General features: G+C 43.1%; 17 protein-coding genes and 4 tRNA genes. 12 read left to right on the top strand and 9 right to left on the bottom strand.

What is annotated here, in order from left to right:
* Position 1: 1 nt before the first annotated feature.
* From GKC25_RS18180 to GKC25_RS18150, 7 genes are all read right to left on the bottom strand, one after another.
* On the bottom strand, positions 2–7,150 hold the full coding sequence (locus tag GKC25_RS18180) for an amino acid adenylation domain-containing protein (RefSeq protein WP_187704275.1): 7,149 nt from the start codon (positions 7,148–7,150) through the stop codon (positions 2–4).
* 15 nt (positions 7,151–7,165) lie between these two features.
* Complete coding sequence (locus GKC25_RS18175; protein WP_106038541.1) at positions 7,166–8,071, bottom strand: isochorismatase family protein; 906 nt, start codon at positions 8,069–8,071, stop codon at positions 7,166–7,168.
* Between the two features lie 19 nt (positions 8,072–8,090).
* Positions 8,091–9,710 (bottom strand): (2,3-dihydroxybenzoyl)adenylate synthase, encoded by a 1,620-nt coding sequence (locus tag GKC25_RS18170; RefSeq protein ID WP_095286165.1) that lies wholly within the window; start codon positions 9,708–9,710, stop codon positions 8,091–8,093.
* Positions 9,711–9,733: 23 nt separating this feature from the next.
* Positions 9,734–10,915: an isochorismate synthase DhbC gene (dhbC, locus tag GKC25_RS18165; protein WP_106038542.1), complete on the bottom strand. Its 1,182-nt coding sequence runs from the start codon at positions 10,913–10,915 to the stop codon at positions 9,734–9,736.
* Positions 10,916–10,941: 26 nt separating this feature from the next.
* Positions 10,942–11,727, bottom strand: coding sequence for a 2,3-dihydro-2,3-dihydroxybenzoate dehydrogenase (locus tag GKC25_RS18160; RefSeq protein ID WP_034660629.1), 786 nt, complete (start codon positions 11,725–11,727; stop codon positions 10,942–10,944).
* A 7-nt stretch (positions 11,728–11,734) separates the two neighbouring features.
* Entirely contained in the window at positions 11,735–12,616 is an 882-nt protein-coding gene (locus tag GKC25_RS18155) for an alpha/beta hydrolase (protein ID WP_187704273.1), read from the bottom strand.
* 594 nt (positions 12,617–13,210) lie between these two features.
* Positions 13,211–14,068, bottom strand: coding sequence for a hypothetical protein (locus GKC25_RS18150; protein WP_034660627.1), 858 nt, complete (start codon positions 14,066–14,068; stop codon positions 13,211–13,213).
* Positions 14,069–14,176: 108 nt separating this feature from the next.
* On the opposite strand from GKC25_RS18150, the gene GKC25_RS18145 reads away from it, so the two are divergent.
* From GKC25_RS18145 to GKC25_RS18135, 3 genes are all read left to right on the top strand, one after another.
* Positions 14,177–15,133, top strand: a complete 957-nt coding sequence (locus tag GKC25_RS18145; protein WP_034660625.1) for a DUF4885 family protein — start codon at positions 14,177–14,179, stop codon at positions 15,131–15,133.
* A 236-nt stretch (positions 15,134–15,369) separates the two neighbouring features.
* On the top strand, positions 15,370–16,734 hold the full coding sequence (gene dnaB / locus GKC25_RS18140) for a replicative DNA helicase (protein ID WP_003214779.1): 1,365 nt from the start codon (positions 15,370–15,372) through the stop codon (positions 16,732–16,734).
* A gap of 130 nt (positions 16,735–16,864) precedes the next feature.
* Entirely contained in the window at positions 16,865–17,278 is a 414-nt protein-coding gene (locus GKC25_RS18135; RefSeq protein WP_095286160.1) for a VOC family protein, read from the top strand.
* Between the two features lie 34 nt (positions 17,279–17,312).
* On the opposite strand, the gene GKC25_RS18130 is transcribed toward GKC25_RS18135, so the two are convergent.
* Positions 17,313–18,518 (bottom strand): cytochrome P450, encoded by a 1,206-nt coding sequence (locus tag GKC25_RS18130; RefSeq protein WP_106038858.1) that lies wholly within the window; start codon positions 18,516–18,518, stop codon positions 17,313–17,315.
* A 106-nt stretch (positions 18,519–18,624) separates the two neighbouring features.
* Here GKC25_RS18130 and GKC25_RS18125 point away from each other — a divergent pair, with 106 nt between their 5' ends.
* From GKC25_RS18125 to GKC25_RS18110, 4 genes are all read left to right on the top strand, one after another.
* Entirely contained in the window at positions 18,625–19,236 is a 612-nt protein-coding gene (locus GKC25_RS18125) for a TetR/AcrR family transcriptional regulator (RefSeq protein WP_252067885.1), read from the top strand.
* Between the two features lie 216 nt (positions 19,237–19,452).
* Positions 19,453–20,742, top strand: a complete 1,290-nt coding sequence (locus tag GKC25_RS18120; RefSeq protein ID WP_034660617.1) for an adenylosuccinate synthase — start codon at positions 19,453–19,455, stop codon at positions 20,740–20,742.
* A gap of 136 nt (positions 20,743–20,878) precedes the next feature.
* On the top strand, positions 20,879–22,012 hold the full coding sequence (locus GKC25_RS18115) for a DUF418 domain-containing protein (RefSeq protein ID WP_342689872.1): 1,134 nt from the start codon (positions 20,879–20,881) through the stop codon (positions 22,010–22,012).
* A 15-nt stretch (positions 22,013–22,027) separates the two neighbouring features.
* Positions 22,028–22,237: a hypothetical protein gene (locus GKC25_RS18110; protein WP_034660614.1), complete on the top strand. Its 210-nt coding sequence runs from the start codon at positions 22,028–22,030 to the stop codon at positions 22,235–22,237.
* Positions 22,238–22,267: 30 nt separating this feature from the next.
* Here the strand turns inward: GKC25_RS18110 and GKC25_RS18105 are convergent, their stop codons facing one another.
* Complete coding sequence (locus GKC25_RS18105) at positions 22,268–22,792, bottom strand: peroxiredoxin family protein (protein ID WP_034660612.1); 525 nt, start codon at positions 22,790–22,792, stop codon at positions 22,268–22,270.
* A 342-nt stretch (positions 22,793–23,134) separates the two neighbouring features.
* On the opposite strand from GKC25_RS18105, the gene GKC25_RS18100 reads away from it, so the two are divergent.
* The 5 genes from GKC25_RS18100 (at position 23,135) to yycF (ending at position 24,601) form a co-directional block, all read left to right on the top strand.
* Positions 23,135–23,210, top strand: a tRNA-Lys gene (locus GKC25_RS18100).
* A gap of 6 nt (positions 23,211–23,216) precedes the next feature.
* Positions 23,217–23,288, top strand: a tRNA-Glu gene (locus GKC25_RS18095).
* An 81-nt stretch (positions 23,289–23,369) separates the two neighbouring features.
* Positions 23,370–23,446: transfer RNA gene (locus GKC25_RS18090), tRNA-Asp, on the top strand.
* A 27-nt stretch (positions 23,447–23,473) separates the two neighbouring features.
* Positions 23,474–23,546, top strand: a tRNA-Phe gene (locus GKC25_RS18085).
* A 347-nt stretch (positions 23,547–23,893) separates the two neighbouring features.
* Positions 23,894–24,601: a response regulator YycF gene (gene yycF / locus GKC25_RS18080; protein ID WP_034660610.1), complete on the top strand. Its 708-nt coding sequence runs from the start codon at positions 23,894–23,896 to the stop codon at positions 24,599–24,601.
* Positions 24,602–24,604 lie beyond the last annotated feature (3 nt).

Raw genomic sequence — 24,604 nt, 5'->3', positions numbered from 1 at the left:
CTTAGTGCTTTTGTTTGACCCGATGCAGTGTGTTGTCTAAGATGACACCAATTTCTGCTAGGGGTTTAGGCTGGCACATGTCTTTGTGCCGGCAATGAATGTCGTGCTGTTCAATTTTTCCGTTGATATAAGGTGCCCATGCTTCGGGATCAATTGGTGTAAACCAATCTGGGATAATGGTAGATCTAAAGAATAATATGTCTCCATGATAAGTTTTTGGCTGATATTCTCCGAGCAATCGAACTGAATTGACATAGGTTTCTTTTAGATTTCTAATGGCATCTTCACTTAAGCTTGCTAGTGCACTGCCATCTTTTTTCAAGATGTCGACGGCACTTTTCATTGTGAGCGGTTCATCTGTTAAGGTATCTGGATCATAACCGCCGAGCGCAAGAAGAGCGATTAGTGCTTCTTCTTCATCAGGTGCTTCTTTAATCGGTAAGAAATGGTTCGGATAGGCATCCAGCATCGCAACGAGTGAGATTTCTTCACCTTGCTGCTGGAGCTGTGTAGCTATTGCCTGTACAACGTTTCCGCCTAGTGACCAGCCAAGAAGATGATAAGGGCCTTTTGGCTGAATCGTTTGGATGTGCTTGATATAATCCGCAGCCATATCATCTAGTGTGCGCGGGTAGTCATCTTTTCTTGCGATTCCTCGTGCCTGTAATCCATAAATAGGGATGTCTTTCTCTAATGTATTCAAGAGACCAGCATAGCACCAGCTAAGACCACCTGCTGGGTGAACACAGAAGAGAGGATATCTTTCTCCATTTGTTCGTAGTGGCAGCAAGATTTCTAGTGCGTTTTCATCGCTTCCTGTTTCTAGTTTCTCTGCCAAACTTGCAACATTTGGTGCTTCAAACAACGTTCCGATGCTTAGTTTGACACCAAGTGCATCACGAATGCGGCTGATTAAACGAACCGCAAGTAAGGAATGCCCGCCAATGTCAAAAAAGCGATCGTCAATGCTGATTTTTGGCAAATCAAGCACCTCTTCAAAGAGATGACATAGGATTTCCTCCTTCGGATTTCTTGGGCCGCGGCCATCCGTTTGCTTTATATGCAATTGAGGTGCCGGCAGTGATTTTTGATCAAGCTTCCCGTTTGCTGTAAGTGGCATGGTATCAATCTGTACATATGCCGCAGGCACCATGTAATCAGGAAGACTGGCTGCGGCAAAATGACGAAGGGTCTCTGTATCGAAACAGTCTTCTTCAGTTGTTACGATATATGCGACTAAGCGTTTGTCACCAGGCTGATCCTCTCGCATAATGACGGCAACTTGTGCAACTGCATCGTGGCGTGCCAGAACGGCTTCGATTTCTCCAAGTTCAATCCTAAACCCGCGTATTTTAATTTGATGATCAGCTCTGCCAATGTAATCAAGTGCCCCTTCTTCTGTCCAGCGTGCGAGGTCACCTGTACGATACATCCTTGTGCCAGGTGCTCCATAAGGGTCGGCAGGGAATCGATCTGAGGTCAGGTCAGGCCTGCTTAGATAACCTCTTGCCAAGCCAGCTCCAGCTACATACATTTCACCTGTCGTCCCAGGGGGAACAGGTTGTAGGTATTCATCTAGTACGTAAACGTGTAGATCAGGAATCGGTTCGCCTATTAAGCTACTGGATTTCTTTGCGATCATGTCTCGATTGAGTATATTGTACGTAACGTGTACGGTGGTTTCTGTAATGCCGTACATGTTAATTAGCTTTGGCTTACAGTCTGGGTGACGGCTGTACCAATCTTCTAATCTGCTAAGCTCTAATGCTTCACCGCCAAAGATGACATAGCGGAGTGATAATGCTTGACCAAGTGTCTGTTGTTCCTTGTCTATCTGCATGAGCTGATAGAAGGCAGAAGGTGTTTGATTAAGCACAGTCACACCTTCCTCGACTAGAAGCTGCAGCATCTCGTCTGGAGAGCGAGAGATGGTATGAGGTACAATGACAAGTCGACCTCCATATAAAAGTGGTCCCCATATTTCCCATACTGAAAAATCAAAGGCATACGAATGAAACATTGTCCAAACATCTTCTTCATCAAAATGGAACCAATGTGCAGTAGATGTCAGAAGACGGATGACATTTTGGTGTGGGATGACCACTCCTTTTGGTTTCCCTGTAGAACCGGATGTATAAATAATATAGGCCGGATGCAGAGAAGATAGTGGCTCAATTCTGTCTATATCAGCCGGATTGTGATTTGGCGTAGTCAGCAATTGATCGCTCGTTTCTTTTTCGTCTAACAAAATCAAATCACAATCAGCAGGGAGATGCACTGCATCTGCTTTTGTTGTGATGCTGCAAACGGGTTTGGCATCTTGTATCATGTATGCCAGCCTGTCTGCTGGATAGTCAGGATCAAGCGGAACATAGGCTGCGCCTGCTTTATGAACGGCTAATAAGCTTACGAGCATATCGATTGATCTAGGCAGGGCAAGTGCAACGAACTGTTCTGGTCCAACGCCTCTTTCTATTAATAAATGAGCAAGACGATTGGCTTTGTTGTTTAACTCTTCATAGGTAAGCTGTTGATTGCCATCCGTTACAGCCACTCGAACAGGGTATTGCTGCGCCGTTTTTTCAAATAAGGCTGGGAGACTAGGTGCTTGGTCTAACTGAGCGAATGTCTTTTTGTCAGGGAGAAATGTTTGTCGTTCTTTATCCGACAAAATGTTCACTTGACCAATCGGCAGGTGTGGGCGCTCAGCTACTTCTGTTAAAAAGCGCTTCATTCTGTCAGCGATTGCTCGAATGGTGCTTTGTTTAAATACATCTGTACTGAATTCAAACAAACCTGTTAATCCTGCTGCTGATCCAGTTTCAGTTCTTTGTTCTGTCAATTCGATGGTCAGATCAAATTTAGCTGACCCTACTGGTTTCACGTAGAGATCTGAGTCAAGTTGTGTCAGCTTCATTTCCGCCTTCGGTGTATTTTGGAAGGCAAGCATGACCTGGAACAATGGATTGCGTGATCTGGATCGGGTTGGATTTAGGATTTCGACTAGCCGTTCAAATGGCAGATCCTGATGCTCATAGGCTGCTAAGTCAACGTCTCGAACTCGCTTCAATAGCTCACTAAAGGTTGGATTACCAGCTGTATTTGTACGTAATACTAGTGTGTTCACAAACAATCCCACAATGTCGTCAAGTGCATCGTCATTCCGTCCAGCAATTGGACTGCCAATTGGGATATCTGTCCCCGCCCCAAGGCGTGTCAGTAATGCTGCAAGTGATGCTTGAAGCACCATGAACAAACTCACTTGATGCTGCTTTGCAAGCTCAAGGAGCAGCTGGTGTAAAGCGGGCTCAATCGTAAAGTCTATCGTAGCACCGTTGAAGCTTCCTTTCTGTGGACGCGGGAAGTCATAGGGAAGCTCCAGTTCTTCTGGCAGGTCATGTAAGGCACCTGTCCAATAGCTTAGTTGCTTGGCAAATAGACTATCCGTCTCTTCTTCACTGCCCAACAGCTTCTGCTGCCAAATAGCATAGTCAGCATATTGAACAGGTTCGGCTGGCAAGGAGAGTGATTTCCCTTGTATACGTGCTTCGTAAGCAGCAGCTAAGTCTCGTGTCAATGGTGCAAGTGACCAGCCGTCACCAGCGATGTGATGCAGCAATAGAAGCAGTACGGATCGATTTGCATCAAGCATGAATAAATCTGCTCGCAGTGCGGGTTCTTCTTCAATCTTAAAGCTATAGCGAATGGCTTCGTTTAACTGATTCTCAATTTGTTGATCGCTTGAAGCTGTGACATGGAGTTCAGGCTGAACACTTTTTGGATGTAAAATGACCTGTCTTGGCATGCCGTTCTTATTTGGAAAAATGGTTCTAAGGGTTTCATGTTTTTCAGTGATATCTGCCAATGCACCAATTAGAGCTTTTTGATCTAGTGTACCTGTCAGCTGAATGACAAGTGGGATATTGTAAGTTGGACTTGGCCCTTCAAGGCAATGAAGGAACCAGAGCCGTTTTTGGGCAAAGGATAACGGAATCTCATCTGGCTTGTTTTCTACCTGAAGCGGCGGCCGAATGTCCTTCGCTTTGTCAATGTGCTGCGCAAGCTCAGCAACTCGAGGTGATTCAAAAATGGTACTCATGCTTAGGTCTGCACCAAGTGTATCGCGTATACGTCTAAGCAGACGAGCGGCGAGTAAGGAATGTCCGCCTAAGTCAAAGAAACTATCATCTATGCCAATTTGAGATAGGCCAAGGGTTTCTGCAAATAAACTACATAACATGTCTTCTTGGGGTGTTCTAGGTGTACGCTCAGAACTAACTAAAGACATATTTGGTGCTGGTAATGCTTTGCGATCGATTTTGCCGTTTGGTGTAAGTGGAAGTTCTGGCAAAACGACAACAGCAGAAGGCACCATGTAATCAGGAAGTGATGCAGCCACAAACTGCCTGAGCTCTGAAGGGTGCAGAGAAGTGCCATCTGTCAGCACAACATACGCACAAAGCAGCTGTTGTCCAGGTTGATCCTCACGAACGATAACAGATGTATGCTTTATGGATGGGTGTTGCATAATCACGGTTTCGATTTCACCTAGTTCAATACGGAAGCCGCGGATTTTAATTTGATGATCGGCACGGCTGATATAATCAATTGAACCATCCTCATGCCATCTGGCTAAATCACCAGTACGATACATTCTCGTGCCTTTTGTACCGAATGGATCAGCCACAAAACGTTCAGCCGTTAAATCATATCGTCCAAGATATCCTCTGGATACTCCTTCACCTGCAATATAAAGTTCACCGATTGATCCTGCTGGGACAGGGTTTAGCCCTTCATCTAAAATGTAAATACTCGTATTCCAAATGGGTTTGCCAATTGGCGGCCCGCTATTCTCTTGATGTGCTGTGACATTTTCCATCGTAGACCAGATCGTCGTTTCTGTAGGTCCGTACAAATTGGTAATGTCGCATTGAAGAGATTGCAATGTGTGCAAAAGGGAAGCAGGGAGTGCTTCTCCTCCAACAAGAACACGCATACCTGTTATCACGTCAGGGTATTCATCTGCCAATACATGCCACAACGTTGGTGTTGCCTGCATGATTGTGACATGATGAGAACGAATCATGTCTGAAAGCTTTGCTGGCTCTTGTATGATTTCTTTTTTTGCCAATAAAAGAGCAGCCCCATGTAAGAGTGGGAGGAACATTTCTAGCCCGGAAATATCAAAGGCAATGGTCGTTACCGCTAAAAGCTGGTCTCCTTGATCTAATAAAAATGAATCTTGCATGGACAATATAAAGTTGATCACATTTCGTTTCGTTACAACAACACCCTTTGGTTTGCCTGTCGATCCTGACGTGTAGAGGATGTAAGCCGGGTGATGTGGAGAGCCTTCGTTCCAGGTCGGATTGAGATGCGGGCTGCCTACGATCTCCTGATAAACAGTTGAATCATTCAGTTGAACGATGTGTGGATGGTCCAAACGGTCTGCTGTCTCTTTGACTGTGAGCAAGCACGCTGGTTTGGCATCATTTAGCATATAGGCGACACGATCGCTAGGGTAATCAGGGTCTAATGGCAGATATGCGGCTCCTGTTTTGACGACGGCCAACAGACTTACGACCATATCGATGGATCGAGGCAGAGCAATTGCGACAAATTGTTCTGGTCCAATGCCATGCCTTTTCAAATAATGAGCTAATTGATTTACCCGTTGATTTAACTCTTCGTAGGTCAAAGTGGTTCCTTCAAACTGTATTGCTTTTGCTTGTGGTGTTTTGCTGACTTGTTTTTCAAATAGTTCCCGTAAAGATTCTTTTGGTAATTCTCGTTTTGTATCATTCCAGTGCTTGAGGATGTTCTCTTTTTCTTTAGACAAAAGAAGGTTGAATTGACTGATTGTCTGATCTTGTTCTAGTCCAGTTATTTCCTCGAGCAATTGAAGAAAACGATGCTGATGAGCGTCAACTGCTTGCTCTTTGTAAACGGCAGGGTTTGCATCAAAGTCGATTTGAAATCCGTTCCCGTCCGCGCGGTCGTATATGTTGATCGATAAATCATCTACGGGTCCTGCTGAAAGATTATGTGCTTGACCAATGCTCTGATCGAACATGAGATCATAATCAAATGGCATGATATTGATCTGTGGGCCGAATAATCGTTGATTTCTTCCGATGAGTTTAAAGTCTCTCCGCATGTCTTCGTGACGATATCTTTGATGAGGCCGAATGGCTTTCAGTTCATCAGATACTTGGCGAACAAGTGCTGAGAGCGTCATTTCTGGTTTGCATGTTAAACGAAGCGGTACTAGGTTCATGACCATTCCGGGTGTTTGCAAGGCGCAAGATCCAAGGCGCATCATAACAGGCAATCCTAAAACAATATCGTGTGCACCAGTCATACGATGCATATATAGAGCGGATGCGGCAAGAATCATTTCATGCCAGGTACAACCGAAAGTTTGAGCAATTTTTTTCATTTTGCTTACCTTTTCGGCATCATAGCTAGCGGTTTTTCGGATAAAATCATCTGAAGTTCTTGGGGCAAGCTCAGCAAGGCTCACAATTTCAGGTTGATCAGCAAAGCGATTTTTCCAAAACGCTCGATCATCTTCATACCGATTGGACTGTTGATAGGTGATCTCCTCTTGGACTACGTCATGTAAGGCTCCAAATGTTTGAGGAGGCACAGGTGTCCCTTTCGATAGGGCTGAATAGACCTCAGCAACACGGCGTGCAATGAGCGAAAAGGCGAATCCATCAATGGCAATGTGATGAATGCGCTGATACCAGATAAATCGGTCGTCAGCAAGTTGAAAAAGTACTTCACGGAATAATACATCTTTCTCTAAAGAGACTGGTGTTGAAAGATCTGCATTCATCCATGCTTTAGCCGCATCAAGCGGCTGTTTTTCATATTGTAAATTGATATATTGAAATGGAATCTCCTTCTTAGATGTAAACCATTGCTTTGGACCGTCAGTATCCTCAACGAAGCGCATATACAAGGAATCTGCTTCTAAGACAGTCTTTCTAATGGCTGCTTCAAAGTGTATGGGGTCAATATAACCTTTAATATCTATATACTCAGCTGTATTGAAAATGGGATTAGATGGATCAAGCTGCTGCGCATACCATATGCCTGATTGGGCACCGGTTAGTGGGAATGAATCGACTGACTGGATCGACAAGAGTCTATACCTCCTTTACATGTAATCGATATTTGGGATAGATGGCTGTTTTTCTGGGAAAAGAAGAGTTCGCCAATGAGTGAGCGTTGGATTTGCTGCAAGCTCAACGAAATTGACTGTCATTCCTTGCTGTCTCCACTTTTCCGCTAGGCTCATCATTCTAATAGAATCAAGCCCAAGGTAGACGAGATTCTCGTCAAGCGGTATTTCATTCGGCTCGATTTCGAGATACTCAGCTACTTGGTGAAGGATGGCCTCAAAAGATAGGTCATCGTCTGCTTCCTGTCCTGTTAAACGACTAATGATTTGGTTTGTCGTTGTGGTGACCGCACAGCGTTCAGCTGCATAGGTCATTGCCATTTTGTGATGCTTAAGTGAAAAGTCAGCAACGGCATCGGCGACAAAAAAGGTTTCAATATCGAGCATGAATGCTTCTGCGGCTGTCAGCATACAGCCAATATGTGCATATACGCCAGTAATGATCAGTTGATCACGCCCGCCTTCTTGAAGAATATCTAAAAAATTGGATTTTTTGAAAGCGCTATAACGCCATTTTGTCAGCATTGTATCTGCTTCAGATGGAGCAAGCTGATCAATGATTTTTGTCAATGCTTCATCATCACCAAGTCCAGGTCCCCAAAAATCTGTTAATAAGGCACGATCCTTCGGGTCTTGGTCACCAGGTTGAGCTGTATAGACGACTGGAATTCCAAGTTCATTGCATGTATTACGTAATTGTTCAATATGTTGAACTAACTCTGTGATTGGTGATGTATCTTGTTGAAATGCATTTAAAAAATATTGCTGCATGTCATGTATCAGCAGAACAGCACGTTTCGGATCCGGTATCCAGTTCACTTTATTTTCGGGTAAATCTTGTGTGCTCGGCATTGGATACCCAGGAATAGTAGGGATTGCCATGGTTTTCACTCCTCTTTTTTTATACGTTGGCAGTATGGATTGCAGCTAATTCTCTTAATGCTTTTTTACTGACTTTGCCTACACCTGTTTGTGGGAACGCATCGATCCATTCAATGCGGTCGGGAATTTTATAGGCAGCGAGCCCGCGTTCTCTTAGAAATGACTTTAATGCGTGTGGTGCTGGCTTGTTGTTTCCTTTCGCAATAACAAAGGCACATGAGCGTTCGCCAAGAAACGGATCTGGCATGGACACCATGGCGGCATCATGAATGTCAGCATGCGCAAGTAAATGGTTTTCGACTTCTTCAGCGGCAACCTTTTCGCCACCACGATTGATTTGATCCTTGTCTCTGCCTTCTACAACAACATTTCCTTCTTTGGTTAATCGCACGATGTCACCTGTTCTGTAAAAGCCATCGGGTGTAAATGCTTTTTTGTTTTGTTCATCAGCTTTATAGTAGCCACGAATCGTATAAGGTCCTCTTGTTAAAAGATGTCCAGCCACTTCATTCGGGACGGGCTTGTCCTCATCATCTACCACTAGTACCTCATCATATTCAGACATCGGGCGTCCTTGTGTATGAATAATGACATGTTCAGGATCATTTAGTCTGGTATAGTTGACCAGACCTTCTGCCATGCCAAAAACTTGCTGTAATTTACACCCAAGGGCAGGCATCACTCGTTTTGCTGCTTCAGCACTTAATTTAGCACCACCGACTTGTAAGACCTCAAGACTCGATAAGTCATCTGATCGATGAGGAGCGGCCTCTAGCCAAATCAATGCGATAGGTGGAACCACAGCGGTAATGGTCGCTCGTTCTTTTTCAATGAGTGGAAAGACTACATCAGGGCTTGATCCAGGTGCAAGAACGACTCTTCCACCTGCGTATAACGTCCCAAGGACTCCAGGCGAGCTTAATGGATAGTTGTGTGCAACTGGAAGTGTAGCTAGATACACACTATCTTGTGTAAGCTCGCACACCTCATTGCTTTTCCAAAGACTATAAATATAGTCATCATGTGTGCGAGGAATGAGCTTTGAAAGGCCTGTGCTGCCTCCAGATAACTGAAGAAACGCAATATCGCTTGCCTCTACATGAATTTGAGGATCAAGTGATGGGTCCTTGCGCAGATCATCCAAGTCAAGGAATTCCTCAGCTTCCCCTGCAACAATGACATGAGGTAATGAGGGAAGCTTTTCTTTCACTTGACGTGCGAGTGATCGATAATCAAAGCTACCATCGATATCTGGTATGACATATGCGTCTGCTTCGGCAAACTCAATAAAATAAGTGATTTCGCTGCTTCTATGAGATGGTAGCGAGAAGACGGGTAAAGCACCGATTCGAAATAAAGCGAAAATGACTTCAAAAAAAGCAGGAATGTTAGGAAGCTGAACGACAACTCGACTTCCCTTTTGAATTCCAAGCTGATGAAAACCGGCGGCAAGACTGCTGACGCGCTCATCAAGTTCTTGGTAGCTCATGTGCGTATCAGCGTATGTAATTGCTGTTTTATTCCCTAACGATGCGGCGCGTTCACGAAGCATGCCGCTAAAGGTTTCCCCACGCCAACAGCCGTTTTCACGGTAGCGTTTTGCAAATTCTTCTGGCCATGTAGGTGGTTGAACAAACATGTTTTGTCATCTCCTATGTATTTTTATAACTGATGGATGCCCATCGCATGAAGCATCGTGTTGAATTTTGCAGATGTTTCGGCTAGCTCTTCTTCTGCCTTTGATCCTTTGACCACTCCTGCACCAGCAAAGAGGCGAAGGGAGTGCCCCTCAGCTTCTGCACAACGAATGGTGACAATCCAATCACCATCACCATTTGCATCTGACCAACCGATCATTCCTGTGAAAAATCCTCGATCGAAGGGTTCAATCGCTTGGATTGCTTCACGAGCATCTGCTGTAGGTGTTCCGCATACTGCGGGTGTTGGATGAAGGCTAAGCGCTAAATCAATTGAGGATACACCTGCATCTGCTAATTCACCTTTAACGACAGTAGATAAATGCCACATCGTTTCTGTTTGTATGACGGATGGTGATGCAGGCACATCTAGTGTATGACAGTAAGGAGCAAGCGCTTTAGTGACAGCATCGACAACCACTGCATGCTCGTGTAAATCCTTCGCTGAAGTAAGGAGTTCATCGTGACGACGCTGGTCTTCTACTGGATCTGAACTGCGTGGCCGAGAACCAGCAAGTGGATTGGAAATAACAGATGAACCAGTTTTTGAAAGAAGCAGCTCAGGGCTTGCCCCAAGCAGTGTGCGCTTTTGGGAAGATTCCGGGTCAGCTACATTTGCAGCAAACGTATAGCCAGTCGTATTATGACGAGCAAGTCGTTCAAGTATTGCTTTCGTATTAATTTCTCGATTTGATTTGAGATAGAGAGATCTAGAGAGTACGATTTTGCTAAGCTCTCCTTTCTCAATTTTAGCTAACCCTTCGTTCACACCATTCATGTAGACATCTGGAGAGGGAACAGGCGTCACCTCATAGGATGGAGCTGCCACTTCCGACTCCTCATCTCCTTGATGAAATTCGAGTGGATCACTAAACTGTACATGGATTGGAACACTTAAACGAACGGGTTGCGCCGGATCAAACGGAACAGCACCAGCAACAATCGGTGTTCGAATACCAGCTTGTTTGGCAGCGTCAAATACGTGAGCTACCCTTGTGGATAGTTCATTTAGCTGATTGGTTTCAATATGCTGGAAAATCCCTTCTGCCAGTATCGTACGTTTAGGGGAAGCAAGGAAAAAAGCGCCTGGCTGATAGTCTTGAATCAACTGTACTTTTTCTTCTGACGACAATAATGAATGTTTCATGAAAAGGCCTCCTTTTTGATGAAATGCTAGATTCCGAGTGTTGCGCCACCATCAATCGTGAGATTCTGCATCGTAATATGACTGGATTGCTCAGATGCAAAGAAGATGACTGCATCAGCGATGTTTTGAGGATCAGCGATTTTTTGTAAAGGAATACCGGTTTTATACGTCTCTAATGAACCTTTAATCACCTGATCTGCTCCTTGTTCATCAGACCATAAAGCCCATTGCATAGGTGTTGCGGTAGAGCCAGGAGAGACGACATTGCATCTGATTCCATAGGCTGCTAGCTCTAATCCAAGCGTTTTTGTAAAGGAAGTAGCTGCGGCTTTTGATGCGGCATAGGCAGCCATATTCATTCTAGGGATGGCACCTGCGTTAGAGCTGACGGTCACAATGACCCCTTCTGATCTTTTCATCATGTATTTGGAGACAGCTTGAGATACGTAAAAGACACCATGTGTGTTGACTGCGAAGGTTTGGTGCCAGTCATCTGCACAAAGCTGGTCAATAGAACCGATTCGAAGAATGCCTGCTACATTGACTAGTAAATAAATGGGTCCGAGCTGCTTTTCAATTTGATCGACAATGTGCTGAACAGAAGCTTGATCGGTAATGTCACCTGGATAGGCAAAGGCGCGTATGCCTTCATCATTCATTTGTTGGATGGTGCTTTGCAGCTGATCTTCATTTGCGTCAACTGCTGCAATGATCGCACCTTCTTCGGATAGTCTTTTTGCGACTGCTTGCCCAATACCTTGTCCTGCGCCTGTGATAAGGGCAATCTTTTGAGATAGACCACTATGTTTCATGTGTTCACTACCTTTCTTTCATGTCTGTGGTTGTTAAAGGATCATCATGATAGAGTGCAAAACGGAAAGCGTAATTCATCAGCACCGGTAAAACGGACGTATGTCCTTCTTCAGGGAACTCATGATAGGCCGTATGTAAGCCATATGAGGATAAAGGCAACATACGATTTGCTAGTGACTTTGCATGATCATTCATTTGACATGGATGATGTTTTTCTAGCTCACCTACACCTACAAACAGCCTTACATCCATAGGCACCTGACGTATACGGTTGGTGAATTGGTATTCTTTTTCTAGAAATAATTTTTTATTCCAGTGGATAGAAGGACTGCCCGCAATATATGTCTGATAAGCATCAGGGTGCTCAAATAGTGTGTGTAATACAAAAAGACCGCCAAGAGAATGCCCAAACAGTGTTTGACGACTCAGGTTGATCGGAAAGCGTTGCTCGATATAAGGCTTTACAGTCTTTTCTAAAAAAGAAAAGAAAGCAGAGGCCCCGCCATATGTATGGATGGAGAAGTCCTTTCTTTTGCCCCCAATGGAAGCATCAGGGCTGGTAAGAGTGAGATCATAATGCCTGAGCGGATGATAGGGCGCTTCTGTCTGATAGCCAATTCCAATAATGATGGCAGGTACGACACCTGTTTTTTCAGGTTTTCTTGACTGTAAACGAATGGCTTCGACCATTGTGCCAAAAAGTGAATTCCCATCAAGCACGTACATGACTGGAAAACCAGCCGCTGGAGGAGTAGTATTCGGTTTAAATATAAAAAGTCTGTATGGGTGCGCTGTGATATCCAGTTGCTCCGTCCCAGGTATAAAAAAAGGACGGCTTTCTCCGAAAAGTGAATCCTCAGTACCCATTCCTTCAGGGCGTTTGGACATATTTAGAAAATCTCCTTCCTCAAATTCGACCCTCATACAATGATAAAAGCAGGCTTGCGGATATTGGAAGAGTGTAGTAATTGAAGAATGGTTCCTCCAAATGAAAATGATTCTCAACTATCACGCAAGCAAATCAAATGATAATGGTTATCAATTATGAAGTCAAATGTTCATAAAGTTGTGTATTGGATATTTTAATCTTAATATTCAGAAAATAAAGGACTAACTCACTAACAAATGATTTGAAATAGGGAATACCGGACCTTGTCATTTAAAAAGAGGAGAAATGTCAAAAGACCTGGACTGCCTCGGAATATTTACTGTTTTCTTCTGTTTGATTCAGGAATAAATATAGGCTTTTCTTCTTGAAATAATTTTGAGGAAAAATAAGTCTATAGACCCACTTGTATTTTTAGGAAAAAAGAGGAGGATTTTTCAAAAAGCTGGTGATCATATCTCACAACTTATTCAATATCATGCGTAGCTGTTTTAAGAGTGGCGAAGTATAGCATCAAAAATGCCACAATTAAAAAAGTAAGGGATGTACCCTTACTTTTTGATCAATTGGTGAACATGTCTGTAAACACCATTAAATTAGAATCCATCTGTGACATCATATTCGTAACGGATATCGGCTTTGACATTGCTCATAGTAGATCTCGCTGTAGCTTTTGCATTGTACTTAAAGCTCCATTTTTGAGCGACTTTTAATTGATCTTCCAGAGAAATACGGTAAGAACCACTTGTTGCAGAGGAAAAAACGGATTCGTTCCAAATCTTGTTTTCATCAGCCATCAGTTTGTGTGTGACATTTCCTTGGTTAGGCGATTGGGTACTAGTTGTTGAAATCGATTTAACGATTGCATTGTTAGGGATAGAAGAATTGTTCGTTAAATCCATTGTAATGATAGAAGAATCAACTCCCAAAAAATTCAAAGAAGTATTCCCCGAGTTGGTAGCGGCTCCCGTAAAATTGAATGTCCCATTTCCAGATTTGATACGATCTTGAATGGAGACAGTAAAATACATATTCCCTGTATATGTACCACGGGTCACTTTCACAAAATAAGTTTCTGAAGTTGAAGTAACGTCACCAGTATTTGCAAATATAAAGGGCGTTACTGAATCAGGATTAATCACTCTTGACCCTGGCTTAGAACTCTTCGAATTATACACCTCGATTTTCATCCCCGTATATTGCTTATCATATGAACTTCGCACATAAACCCTTTCACCCTTATTGATCGTGAACTGATAATACGCTTCATTTTCACCTTCAGGTAAGATTGTTGTATCTGGACGACTATTTTTCCAATATCCCATTGAGCTTGCTGTGTTAGGGCTGTTATTCCCTGTAATAGCTGCTTCCGCTGAATTAGGTGCAAAAAAACTAGTAACAAGCACTAATACCAATGCAGGTAATAAAAAACGTTTGAAGATAGTATTTGTCATATTTTAACCCTCCTTGTAATAATTACTATATCGGATCAGAACTAACAAATTTTAACTGAATTGCCGATATATTTAATAATCACTAATTTTTTTAAAAGGAGAATCAAAATGAATATTAATACGTCATACACGGCAGGTGCTTCAAACAATCAGAACCGAATAGACTATAAAGGTCAATCAGCTATTAAAAGTACAAATGAGGTGATGACCGAAGCTGATAGACGAATGAAAATATTAGATGAAAAATATGAAAAAATAAATGAACAAAATAAACGTTTCAAAAATCCTCATGGTCATATACACGATAAGTATAGAAATTCTTACTCTCCTTATTTCAGGAATGATCTAACTAAAGTAGAGAGAGAAGCTGCTTATACGATGGAGATTGGCTGGGCTAATTCTGGAAAAGGAGGTCAATATGACTTTAATGACGCCATCTTCCGTAATGAAAAACGGTACGATCCTACCCAAGAAAGCGTAGAGAAAAAAATATTCAATCGGCAAAAGGTCAACGAACAATTGCAAGATTTATTCTCTAAAAACGGTATAACCATTCCTAAAAACACAAATTTAACTTTTACCATTGACCCAAATCATTTCAAATTATTGGTGAGTGGTTCAACAGACGAATCGCTGACCAAACAAATAGAAGACCTATTAAATACAACCAACAATACAAGAGAATTATTTTTCCACATCATGAAAAGCAGATCTGACGATTCTACTCAATTCACGCCTGATTCTCTTGCCAAATTCCACCTTGTTAATCAAATCAAAACGGTCACAGGCTACAATTTAAAAGATTTAAGCATTGTAAACGGTCAATTTGTAACGGATAACGGGAAGAATATTTTTGATATATACAAAGAAGAACTCCTGAAAAATCCATACACAGCAGAAAATGCAAGCATTGCCGCTTCACATTACGGAGCACAGTTATTTGATCTAGCCAAAAACGGGTTTGATTCTATTCCCGATTTGGTGTTATCTATTGGTTATCAAAATGGGTCTTTACATGACATTGGACAAAAAGAAAATTATGGAGTGAAGAAAACGATAGATTAACAAAATGTGAACGGCAACAGATACAAATCCCATTAGCGACAATGAAGGACTCTATAACAATTTATGTTACAGAGTCTTTTCTATTGAAATGCGTTAGTTTTGCTGTTCAGAAACACACTGTTCAACGAAACATCCTCATGGTAATTTTGACTATAGTCGATGTTTTTCACTTTTTTATTGATGAAAATGTTAAAATGATGAGTAGCGTATTTTTTTATGAAAGGACGGTGCTTGGCATGACGGAACTTCTCGATGACCGGCTGCCGCCGCAAAATATAGAAGCCGAGCAGGCCGTATTAGGTGCTGTTTTTTTAGAACCATCTGCGCTCACGCTCGCTTCTGAGGTATTAATTCCAGAGGATTTCTATAGAATGTCGCATCAAAAGATTTACAATGCGATGCTTGTACTTGGCGATAGAGGGGAACCGGTCGATCTTGTTACGGTGACTTCTGAACTGGCCAATACAGATTTACTAGAAGAGGTAGGCGGGATTTCGTATTTAACCGATATTGCGAATTCTGTCCCAACTGCCGCAAACATAGAATACTATGCAAAAATTGTAGAAGAGAAATCAATTTTAAGACGTCTGATCCGTACGGCGACAACCATTGCACAGGATGGGTACACGCGTGAGGATGAAGTAGAGGATCTGTTGAGTGATGCTGAAAAGACCATTATGGAAGTGGCGCAGCGTAAAAACTCAGGAGCCTTCCAAAACATTAAGGACGTTCTTGTTCAGACATATGATAATATTGAACAGCTTCATAACCGAAAAGGCGATATCACAGGGATTCCAACGGGATTCTCTGAGCTTGACCGGATGACTGCTGGATTCCAGCGAAATGACTTGATTATTGTAGCGGCTCGTCCATCGGTAGGGAAAACAGCCTTCGCATTGAACATTGCACAAAATGTCGCGACGAAGACAGACGAAAGTGTCGCCATCTTTAGTTTAGAGATGGGGGCTGAGCAGCTTGTCATGCGTATGCTTTGTGCAGAGGGAAATATCAATGCACAGAACCTAAGAACCGGTAATCTGACAGAAGAGGACTGGGGCAAGCTGACAATGGCGATGGGCTCGCTATCAAATAGTGGGATTTTCATTGATGATACACCTGGAATCAGGGTAAGTGAAATTCGCTCGAAATGCCGCCGTTTGAAGCAAGAAAACGGTCTTGGCATGATCCTGATTGACTACTTGCAGCTCATTCAAGGGAGCGGACGATCAAGCGATAACCGTCAGCAAGAGGTTTCTGAAATCTCTAGGGCGTTAAAATCGCTGGCAAGGGAACTTGAAGTTCCGGTTATTGCTTTGTCTCAGCTTTCACGCGGAGTAGAGCAGCGTCAGGACAAACGTCCAATGATGTCTGATATTCGTGAATCAGGAAGTATCGAGCAGGATGCCGATATCGTGGCATTCCTTTATCGTGATGATTACTACGACAAAGAATCAGAGAATAAGAACATTATTGAAATCATCATTGCCAAACAGCGTAACGGTCCAGTTGGTACAGTATCACTGGCGTTCGTCAAAGAATATAACAAATTCGTCAATCTGGAAAGAAGGTTTGACGATGCGGGTGTTCCGCCCGGTGCTTAAAGCCCAGCTCAAGAAGCTGGGCTTTTTTTTGATGGATCTACATCGAAAGAATGATTGAAAAACGGTCGAAATGAGGAGGAGAGGGAGAGAGAGAAATCGTATACTAAAAGGAGAAAAGGAGTGATGACTGATGAAATTTCAACAGTTCGAAGCCGCTCAATTACGCATCGCACGTCCAACCGTCAACATGGAAGAGGTTGTTTCTTTTTATGAAAAAGGCTTAGGGCTCAAACGAATAGGTTCATTTGATCAGCATGAAGGATACGATGGTGTGATGCTGGGGCTTCCTCATCAGCATGTTCATTTAGAAATCACCAAACATGAAGAAGAAGAGAGCCTGCCCGTTCCGCATCCAGAACAGCTGCTTGTTTTTTATATTCCTGATGAACAGGAGTTTCAGCAGATGAAAGAGAGACTGATCTCATTTGGCGGACGGCAAGTCACCTCTACGAACCCATACTGGGATCGAGGAGGGGCAACCATTGAAGATCCAGATGGATATCGAGTTGTGCTCATGAACACAGAAGGAATTACCCCCGTTTAAAAAAGACTCCCATGCTTGGTGGGAGTCTTTTCTGTTATGAACGAAGTGTGACGCGCAGCTTCAGCTCTTTCAGCCCATACATGCCGCTGTTTGTCATCGGCATATAGGAGAGGAGCTCTAGTGACTCATATCGGTCCAATAAGGCCTTGATGGCAGTACATGCTTCCAAGCGGGCAAGTGGTGCGCCAAGACAGAAATGAATACCGTGCCCGAAACCAATATGAGGATTAGGGTGGCGGTGTATATCGAATTCATGTGCATTTGAAAATTGACGCTCATCCCGGTTGGCAGAAGCAAGAAACACAATCACATTGTCTCCCTTTTTCAGCACTTTTCCCCCAAGCTCTGTGTCTTCTGTGACATAGCGGACGATCGTAGGAGCGGGTGCACGAAAACGGACGGCCTCCTCTACAGCACGCGGGATGAGCTCAGGTGATTGAACGAGCGCTTCATACGCACCCGGCTGTTCTAACAAGCTGAAGATCAGATTGGAGATCAAATTGGTGGTTGTTTCGTTGCCGGCTAAAAGAAGAAGATTACAGAATGGTATTAATTCATCCGCTGACAGCCTGTCTCCATTCTCCTCAGCTTGAATGAGGAGGGAAATCAAATCATCACCGAGGTTGTGACGTTTCCTTTCAATGATGTCTGCAAAAAACGCCATCATATCAGCCTCTCCTTGGTCCCGAATTTTCTGCCATTCAGCGACATCCTCCTCATCTTCACTTTTAGGCATACTGACGAGAATATCAGACCATTCTTTAAAGGATTGTTTATGCTCTGAGGGCACACCTAAAAGCTCTGCAATGACAATGACAGGAAGCGGATAAGAGATGGCTTGCACTAGGTCAATCTCGTTTTTTCCTTCTATTTGTGCCATGAGTTCCTCCATCAATTCTTGAATACGCGGCTCCCACAATTTCATGACTCGAGGTGTAAAGGCTTTGCTCACAATGGAGCGGATTCGAGTGTGTTTGGGAGGGTCCATCATCACCATTGTTTTCATCAGTGAATGCTTCCGCTGGTCTTTAGGAGGCTGACTAGAAAAGGTATTTTTATCGATTGTCACACGTTTTGCTTCCTCATAGGTGAATACACTCCATGTTCGGCTGGCTTCGTCAAAATGAACAGGTGATGTCTGACGCATGTTGGCATACCAATCAAATGGGTTATACGGATCTTGCTTGTTTTTTCCTCTTAATAACGCTTTTTGCACGGCAGTTGGTGTAGTTGTTTCCATGATCATCACTCCTTATAGGTTGTCAGATGCTTCCTTTTTTTCATTGTGTTAGATTAAAGTTAATTCATCAGCCTTGAGGATTCAACCAACAGAAAAGCGGAATCTGTTGAAGTTCATAGGAAGGGGAGAATGGCTTGTGGCGGACTGCTACAGAGGGGATAAGCGTGCAACGGAATCGAAGCAGCAATTAAGAAAAGCGTTATTTCAGTTATTAAGAGAAAAAGAGTGGGAGAAGATTTCTGTACAGGATTTGACGAAAGTGGCGGGCATCCACCGCACCACCTTTTATCAGCATTATGAGGATAAATTTGATCTTGCCCAGCAGGTGATGGATGAGATGTTTGATGTGATGAAATGTGCCATTTTTGCTCCTGTACAAGAAGGTGATGTGAAAAAAGAGCATGCGGCATATGTGTATATTTTTCGATTTTATCAGCATTTGCAGGAACATGAAGAGGAGTATCAAATTCTTTTGAAACGAGGACGAGAGCTCAATATTCATGAAACGGTTCGTGCTTTTTTTGAAGAAAGCTTTTCTATGGGGTTAGAGGAAATCGCAGGCTCAAAGCCTCATCCACATCTCGTTCCAATCGACATGCAGCAGCAATTCGTTATTTCTGCTTATGTTGGAACAGCAGAATGGTGGTTGAGGACAGGGAGACCGTACTCACCTGATTTTATGGCAAGCTCGATGATTCATTTAATTGAAAATCAATAGAAATTAGGAACCATCAAAATAGTTGTTTTTACTCAAAATCTCCCTTTTTAAGCGCTGAAGAAGTGATTAAAGCGCTTTTTCTCATAATTAAAACGAACAAAATTTGATTTCGAGATATTAATGTTCGGATTTCACGTTGACTTTTTCGTTTTGCATTGATAAAATAAATGTGTTTGAAAGAGATAACGTTTTGAAAGGTTAACGGAGGTGCACGATATGTCTTCAGTAGTCGTAGTAGGTACGCAGTGGGGTGACGAAGGGAAAGGGAAAATTACCGATTTCCTTTCAGAAAATGCAGAGGTGATTGCCCGTTATCAAGGGGGAAACAATGCAGGTCACACGATCAAATTTGATGGAGTGACTTACAAGCTACACCTCATTCCGTCCGGTATTTTTTATCAAGAGAAAACTTGTGTCATCGGTAATGGAATGGTGGTTGATCCTAAAGCGTTGGTCACTGAGCTTGCGTATCTTCACGAACGGAATGTGAGTACAGATAACCTCAGAATCAGCAATAGAGCCCATGTGATTCTGCCTTACCATTTAAAATTGGACGAGGTGGAAGAAGAGCGGAAAGGGGCTAACAAGATCGGTACGACGAAAAAAGGAATCGGACCAGCTTATATGGACAAAGCAGCTCGTATCGGTATCCGTGTCGCAGATCTATTAGATCGTGAAGTGTTTGAAGAGAAGCTTGCACGTAATCTAGAAGAAAAAAATCGTCTTTTAGAGAAAATGTACGACACAGAAGGCTTCAAGATTGAAGATATTTTAGACGAGTATTATGAATATGGCCAGCAAGTGAAAAAATATGTCGTGGACACATCTGTTGTCTTGAATGACGCACTAGATGAAGGCCGCCGTGTGCTATTTGAAGGAGCACAAGGAGTTATGCTTGATATTGATCAAGGGACATATCCATTTGTCACGTCATCTAACCCAGTAGCTGGAGGAGTGACGATTGGTTCTGGCGTAGGACCAACAAAAATTCAACATGTGGTCGGCGTGTCAAAAGCGTACACAACACGTGTTGGAGATGGCCCATTCCCGACAGAACTCCATGATGAAATTGGCGATCAAATCCGTGAGGTTGGCCGTGAATACGGTACAACAACTGGACGTCCGCGCCGTGTTGGCTGGTTTGACAGTGTCGTTGTCCGTCATGCTCGCCGTGTGAGCGGGATTACAGATCTATCTCTTAACTCAATTGATGTACTGACAGGGATTGAAACATTGAAAATCTGTGTCGCTTATAAATTGAACGGAGAAATCACAGAAGAATTTCCAGCAAGTCTAAATGAACTAGCGAAATGTGAGCCTGTCTACGAGGAAATGCCAGGATGGACAGAGGATATTACAGGCGTGAAGAATTTAAGCGAACTGCCTGAAAATGCCCGTCATTATTTAGAGCGCATTTCACAATTAACAGGTATTCCACTTTCCATTTTCTCAGTCGGACCAGATCGTTCCCAAACGAACGTTGTCCGCAGCGTGTACCGTCCATAATAATAGACTGATCAGACACCAGTAAAATTGCACATTTTACTGGTGTCTTTTTGTTTAAATATTTCTTAATTTCAGTAGAACAGGCTTCCGATCATTACCAAAATATGATAACTGTATAGGGGGAAGGAGCGTTCTAGTGAAAGAAAGAATAAGATTATTAGATATTTTACGAGGTTTTGCCATATTAGGCACATTGGGAACGAACGTCTGGTTTTTTGCGTATGCAGGGGATACCTTTGCGACAGATCAGATTGCAGATGAATATGAACATGGCAGTTTTCTAGAAAGCCTTGTTTCCATGTTCGTCTATGGGAAAATGCTCTCACTGCTCACAATCATGTTCGGTGTAGGGCTAGAGCTGAAATATCAGCAGGCCAAAAGAAAAAACACGCCTTGGCCGGGTACATATTTATGGATTCTTTTATTTTTATTTATCGAAGGCTTTGTCCATTTTGCACTTGTGATGGAATATGATGTGCTCATGAGTTACGCTGTGACCGGTTTGCTTGTGGCATTTATTGTACGAGGAGGGAGCAAGCGCATCAAAAGAGGCATGATCTTCTCTGGAGTCATTCATCTACTTGTTCTGTCCTATCTGATGGTGTTCTCCCTCTCTGAAATGGAGACAGAATCGTATGATCAAAGCAGTGAACCGGCGCTGGAAGAGCAGCTGCCAGAGACATGGATCTCGCAGGTTCAAGAACGATTACAACACTTTTTCATGTACCGTGAAGAAGCGATCTTTATCATTCCAATGAACACATTTCTGTTTTTATTAGGTGTGCGGATGATGAGAGCCGGTGTTTTTTATGCAAACGAACGCGGGCAATCTCTACGGAAAATATTATTCCGAGTCGGTCTGTGGGTGGGTCTGCCGCTGAATGCACTTGTCTTCGTTCCGAACGAACTAGTGGAATTCGTTGTGCGCTATGCGTTTTCGCCATTCCTTTCTCTTTTCTATATCGCTGTCATTGCGAAGCTCCTGGTTCACACGGAATCATGGTTCATGTGGAATTGGTTTGAATATGTAGGGAAAATGGCACTCAGCTGTTACATCCTGCAAAATATCGTCTGCTCGGTTCTTTTTTATAGCTGGGGATTGGGTCTTGGCGGACAAATCAACGCCCCTCTTATCGTATTGGCATGGCTGCTCATTTCTCTTCTGCAAATCGCCGTATCAGCATTTTGTCTAAAGGTTTGGAGAATGGGTCCAATGGAATATATTCGTTCGCGGGCACTTCGCCGAGTGACGATGAAGAAGGCAGCATAAAGGGGAATAGCTACAATGTTTTTTAAAAAAATGACGAAAAGAGAACAAGCGAATTCACATAAAGCAGCTGTACCAGCGTTTGTCTTTTATCTTCTCGCATTAGGAGGGCATGCGCTGTACTCGTATGTCGAAGGTGACAGACCACCCGTCACTTTTGTCATTCTCATGGCGGGACTTCTTGTGTTTTTCGCCGCAGACTGGCTGTTTAACAAAAGACAATCATAAAAAAAGAGCCCTCATTACGAGGGTTCTTTCTTATTTCACGCTTTTATATTGGCCTTTTAAGTTTTTGCGGATGTACTGAATGATTTTGCGCAGTTCGTTGACATGCGGTCTGCCAAACGGACTTGTTTGTCTTTGCTGATAGAGGACTTGGCCCTTTTCATTTAATAAGAAATAGGCAGGTTCCCCGTGCACTCCGTGATCTTCATAAGGAGCATCTTCTCCGTGATAGTGGACTTCATATGCTTTTAATGAAGTAAGGTCCTGGTCAGACATGATCGGGAAAGATAGTCCTTCTTTATCCGCAAATTCCTTCAAGTCATCAGGATGATCCGTTGAAATCGCCATTAAGTGGATATCCTTGTCTTGAAAGTATGATTGCTGCTGTTCGAGCTCTTTTAATTCTTCTACACATACTGGGCACCATGAGCCTCTAAAGAAGACGATGAGGTGCCAGCTTTGATGCTCCTCTAAATGTTTGTGAAAATCAATATGTTCGCCCTGAATGGTTGGAAGTGAAAAGTTGGGCATTTTATCTCCTAATTTAAATGAACTCATACTGCTTCCTCCTTTTTCAATCACAATGTCACTTGTTTCATGTATAACCATTTTTGAGCGGTCTAAAACGTTTCTATGTGCTTGAATAGGCAGTGGTCATGAAAAGGGGCAACAGATATGAAGGCGCTTGCAAATAGAAGGGCTTTGGCGGGAGATTTCAAATCCGACACTTTTTTTAAAAAAATGTCGAAAAACGTATTGCCATATGTAATTACTCTATGATATTATAAATCTCGTTGTTGCAAAGGTCTCTGAAACTTGTTAGGATGCGATGTTCCAGCTTTTTTAAAGCGATTGGTTTGACGCAATACAGCTTCTTCAGATTCACTTTTCACAAACCGAGAGCCATTAGCTCAGTTGGTAGAGCATCTGACTTTTAATCAGAGGGTCGAAGGTTCGAGTCCTTCATGGCTCACCATGTATTGGCCCGTTGGTCAAGCGGTTAAGACACCGCCCTTTCACGGCGGTAACACGGGTTCGAATCCCGTACGGGTCATTGATTTACTTTAGCGTTAAGCTAATTTTTCCTCACTTGCTTGAAGGAGCACCACGATTGCTTTTTCGGGCAAGTTACTGAGGTCCGGTAGTTCAGTTGGTTAGAATGCCTGCCTGTCACGCAGGAGGTCGCGGGTTCGAGTCCCGTCCGGACCGCCATTTATACATATTCATCTTTTTGATGATGGCTCGGTAGCTCAGTTGGTAGAGCAACGGACTGAAAATCCGTGTGTCGGCGGTTCGATTCCGTCCCGAGCCACTTCCAAACGCATCTGCAATCGCAGGTGCGTTTTTCTTATGAAAAGAAGGCATAAAAAGGGAGAAGCCGGGCCTAGGTAGGGCCCGGCTCCATAAGAAGAAGACGTTACATCTATATAGACGATTATTGACTGGAAAAGTTTCAATAAAAAAGGAAAAAAGCCATCAATTTTTTTGAGAGGTGACTTCCTATCCAACGTTTACTAGAAAAGAAAGCCGTTATTATTTTTATCTTTGCCACGTAAAACGTTATAATAGACAGTGAGCCTTTTTTGCTCAAACGAAAAGGCCTGATGAGACATGCAAAATGGAATGACATAGATGCTAAAAATGCAGGAGGAAATCACAATGGAAAAAAAGATTCTTGTCGTAGATGATGAAAAACCGATTGCTGATATATTGGAGTTTAACTTAAGAAAAGAGGGCTATGAGGTTCATTGTGCATATGACGGAAATGAAGCCCTTGAAATGGTAGAAGAAATCAAACCGGACATCATTCTGCTCGACATTATGCTGCCGAACAAAGATGGCGTTGAGGTATGCCGTGAAGTGAGAAAAAAATATGACATGCCGATTATCATGCTGACAGCAAAAGACTCTGAAATTGATAAAGTCATCGGTCTTGAGCTTGGCGCAGATGATTATGTGACGAAGCCATTTAGCACGCGCGAGCTGCTTGCCCGTGTGAAAGCGAATTTGAGAAGACAAATTGCTGCGCCGCAGACAGAGGAAGAATCTGAATCAAATGATATTGAAATTGGATCACTTGTCATTTATCCAGATGCATATGTGGTGTCTAAGCGTGAGGAAACAATTGAATTGACGCACCGTGAGTTCGAATTGCTTCATTACTTAGCGAAACATATCGGACAAGTTATGACACGTGAGCACTTGCTGCAAACCGTATGGGGCTACGATTATTTCGGGGATGTGCGTACAGTGGACGTCACAGTCCGCCGTCTTCGTGAGAAAATTGAAGACAATCCTAGCCACCCGAGCTGGATCGTGACACGACGAGGCGTTGGCTACTATTTAAGAAACCCAGAGCAGGACTAAGAT

The sequence above is a fragment of the Bacillus pumilus genome, assembly GCF_038738535.1.
Lineage (GTDB): Bacteria > Bacillota > Bacilli > Bacillales > Bacillaceae > Bacillus.
This window is presented reverse-complemented; position numbering and strand designations above follow the sequence as displayed.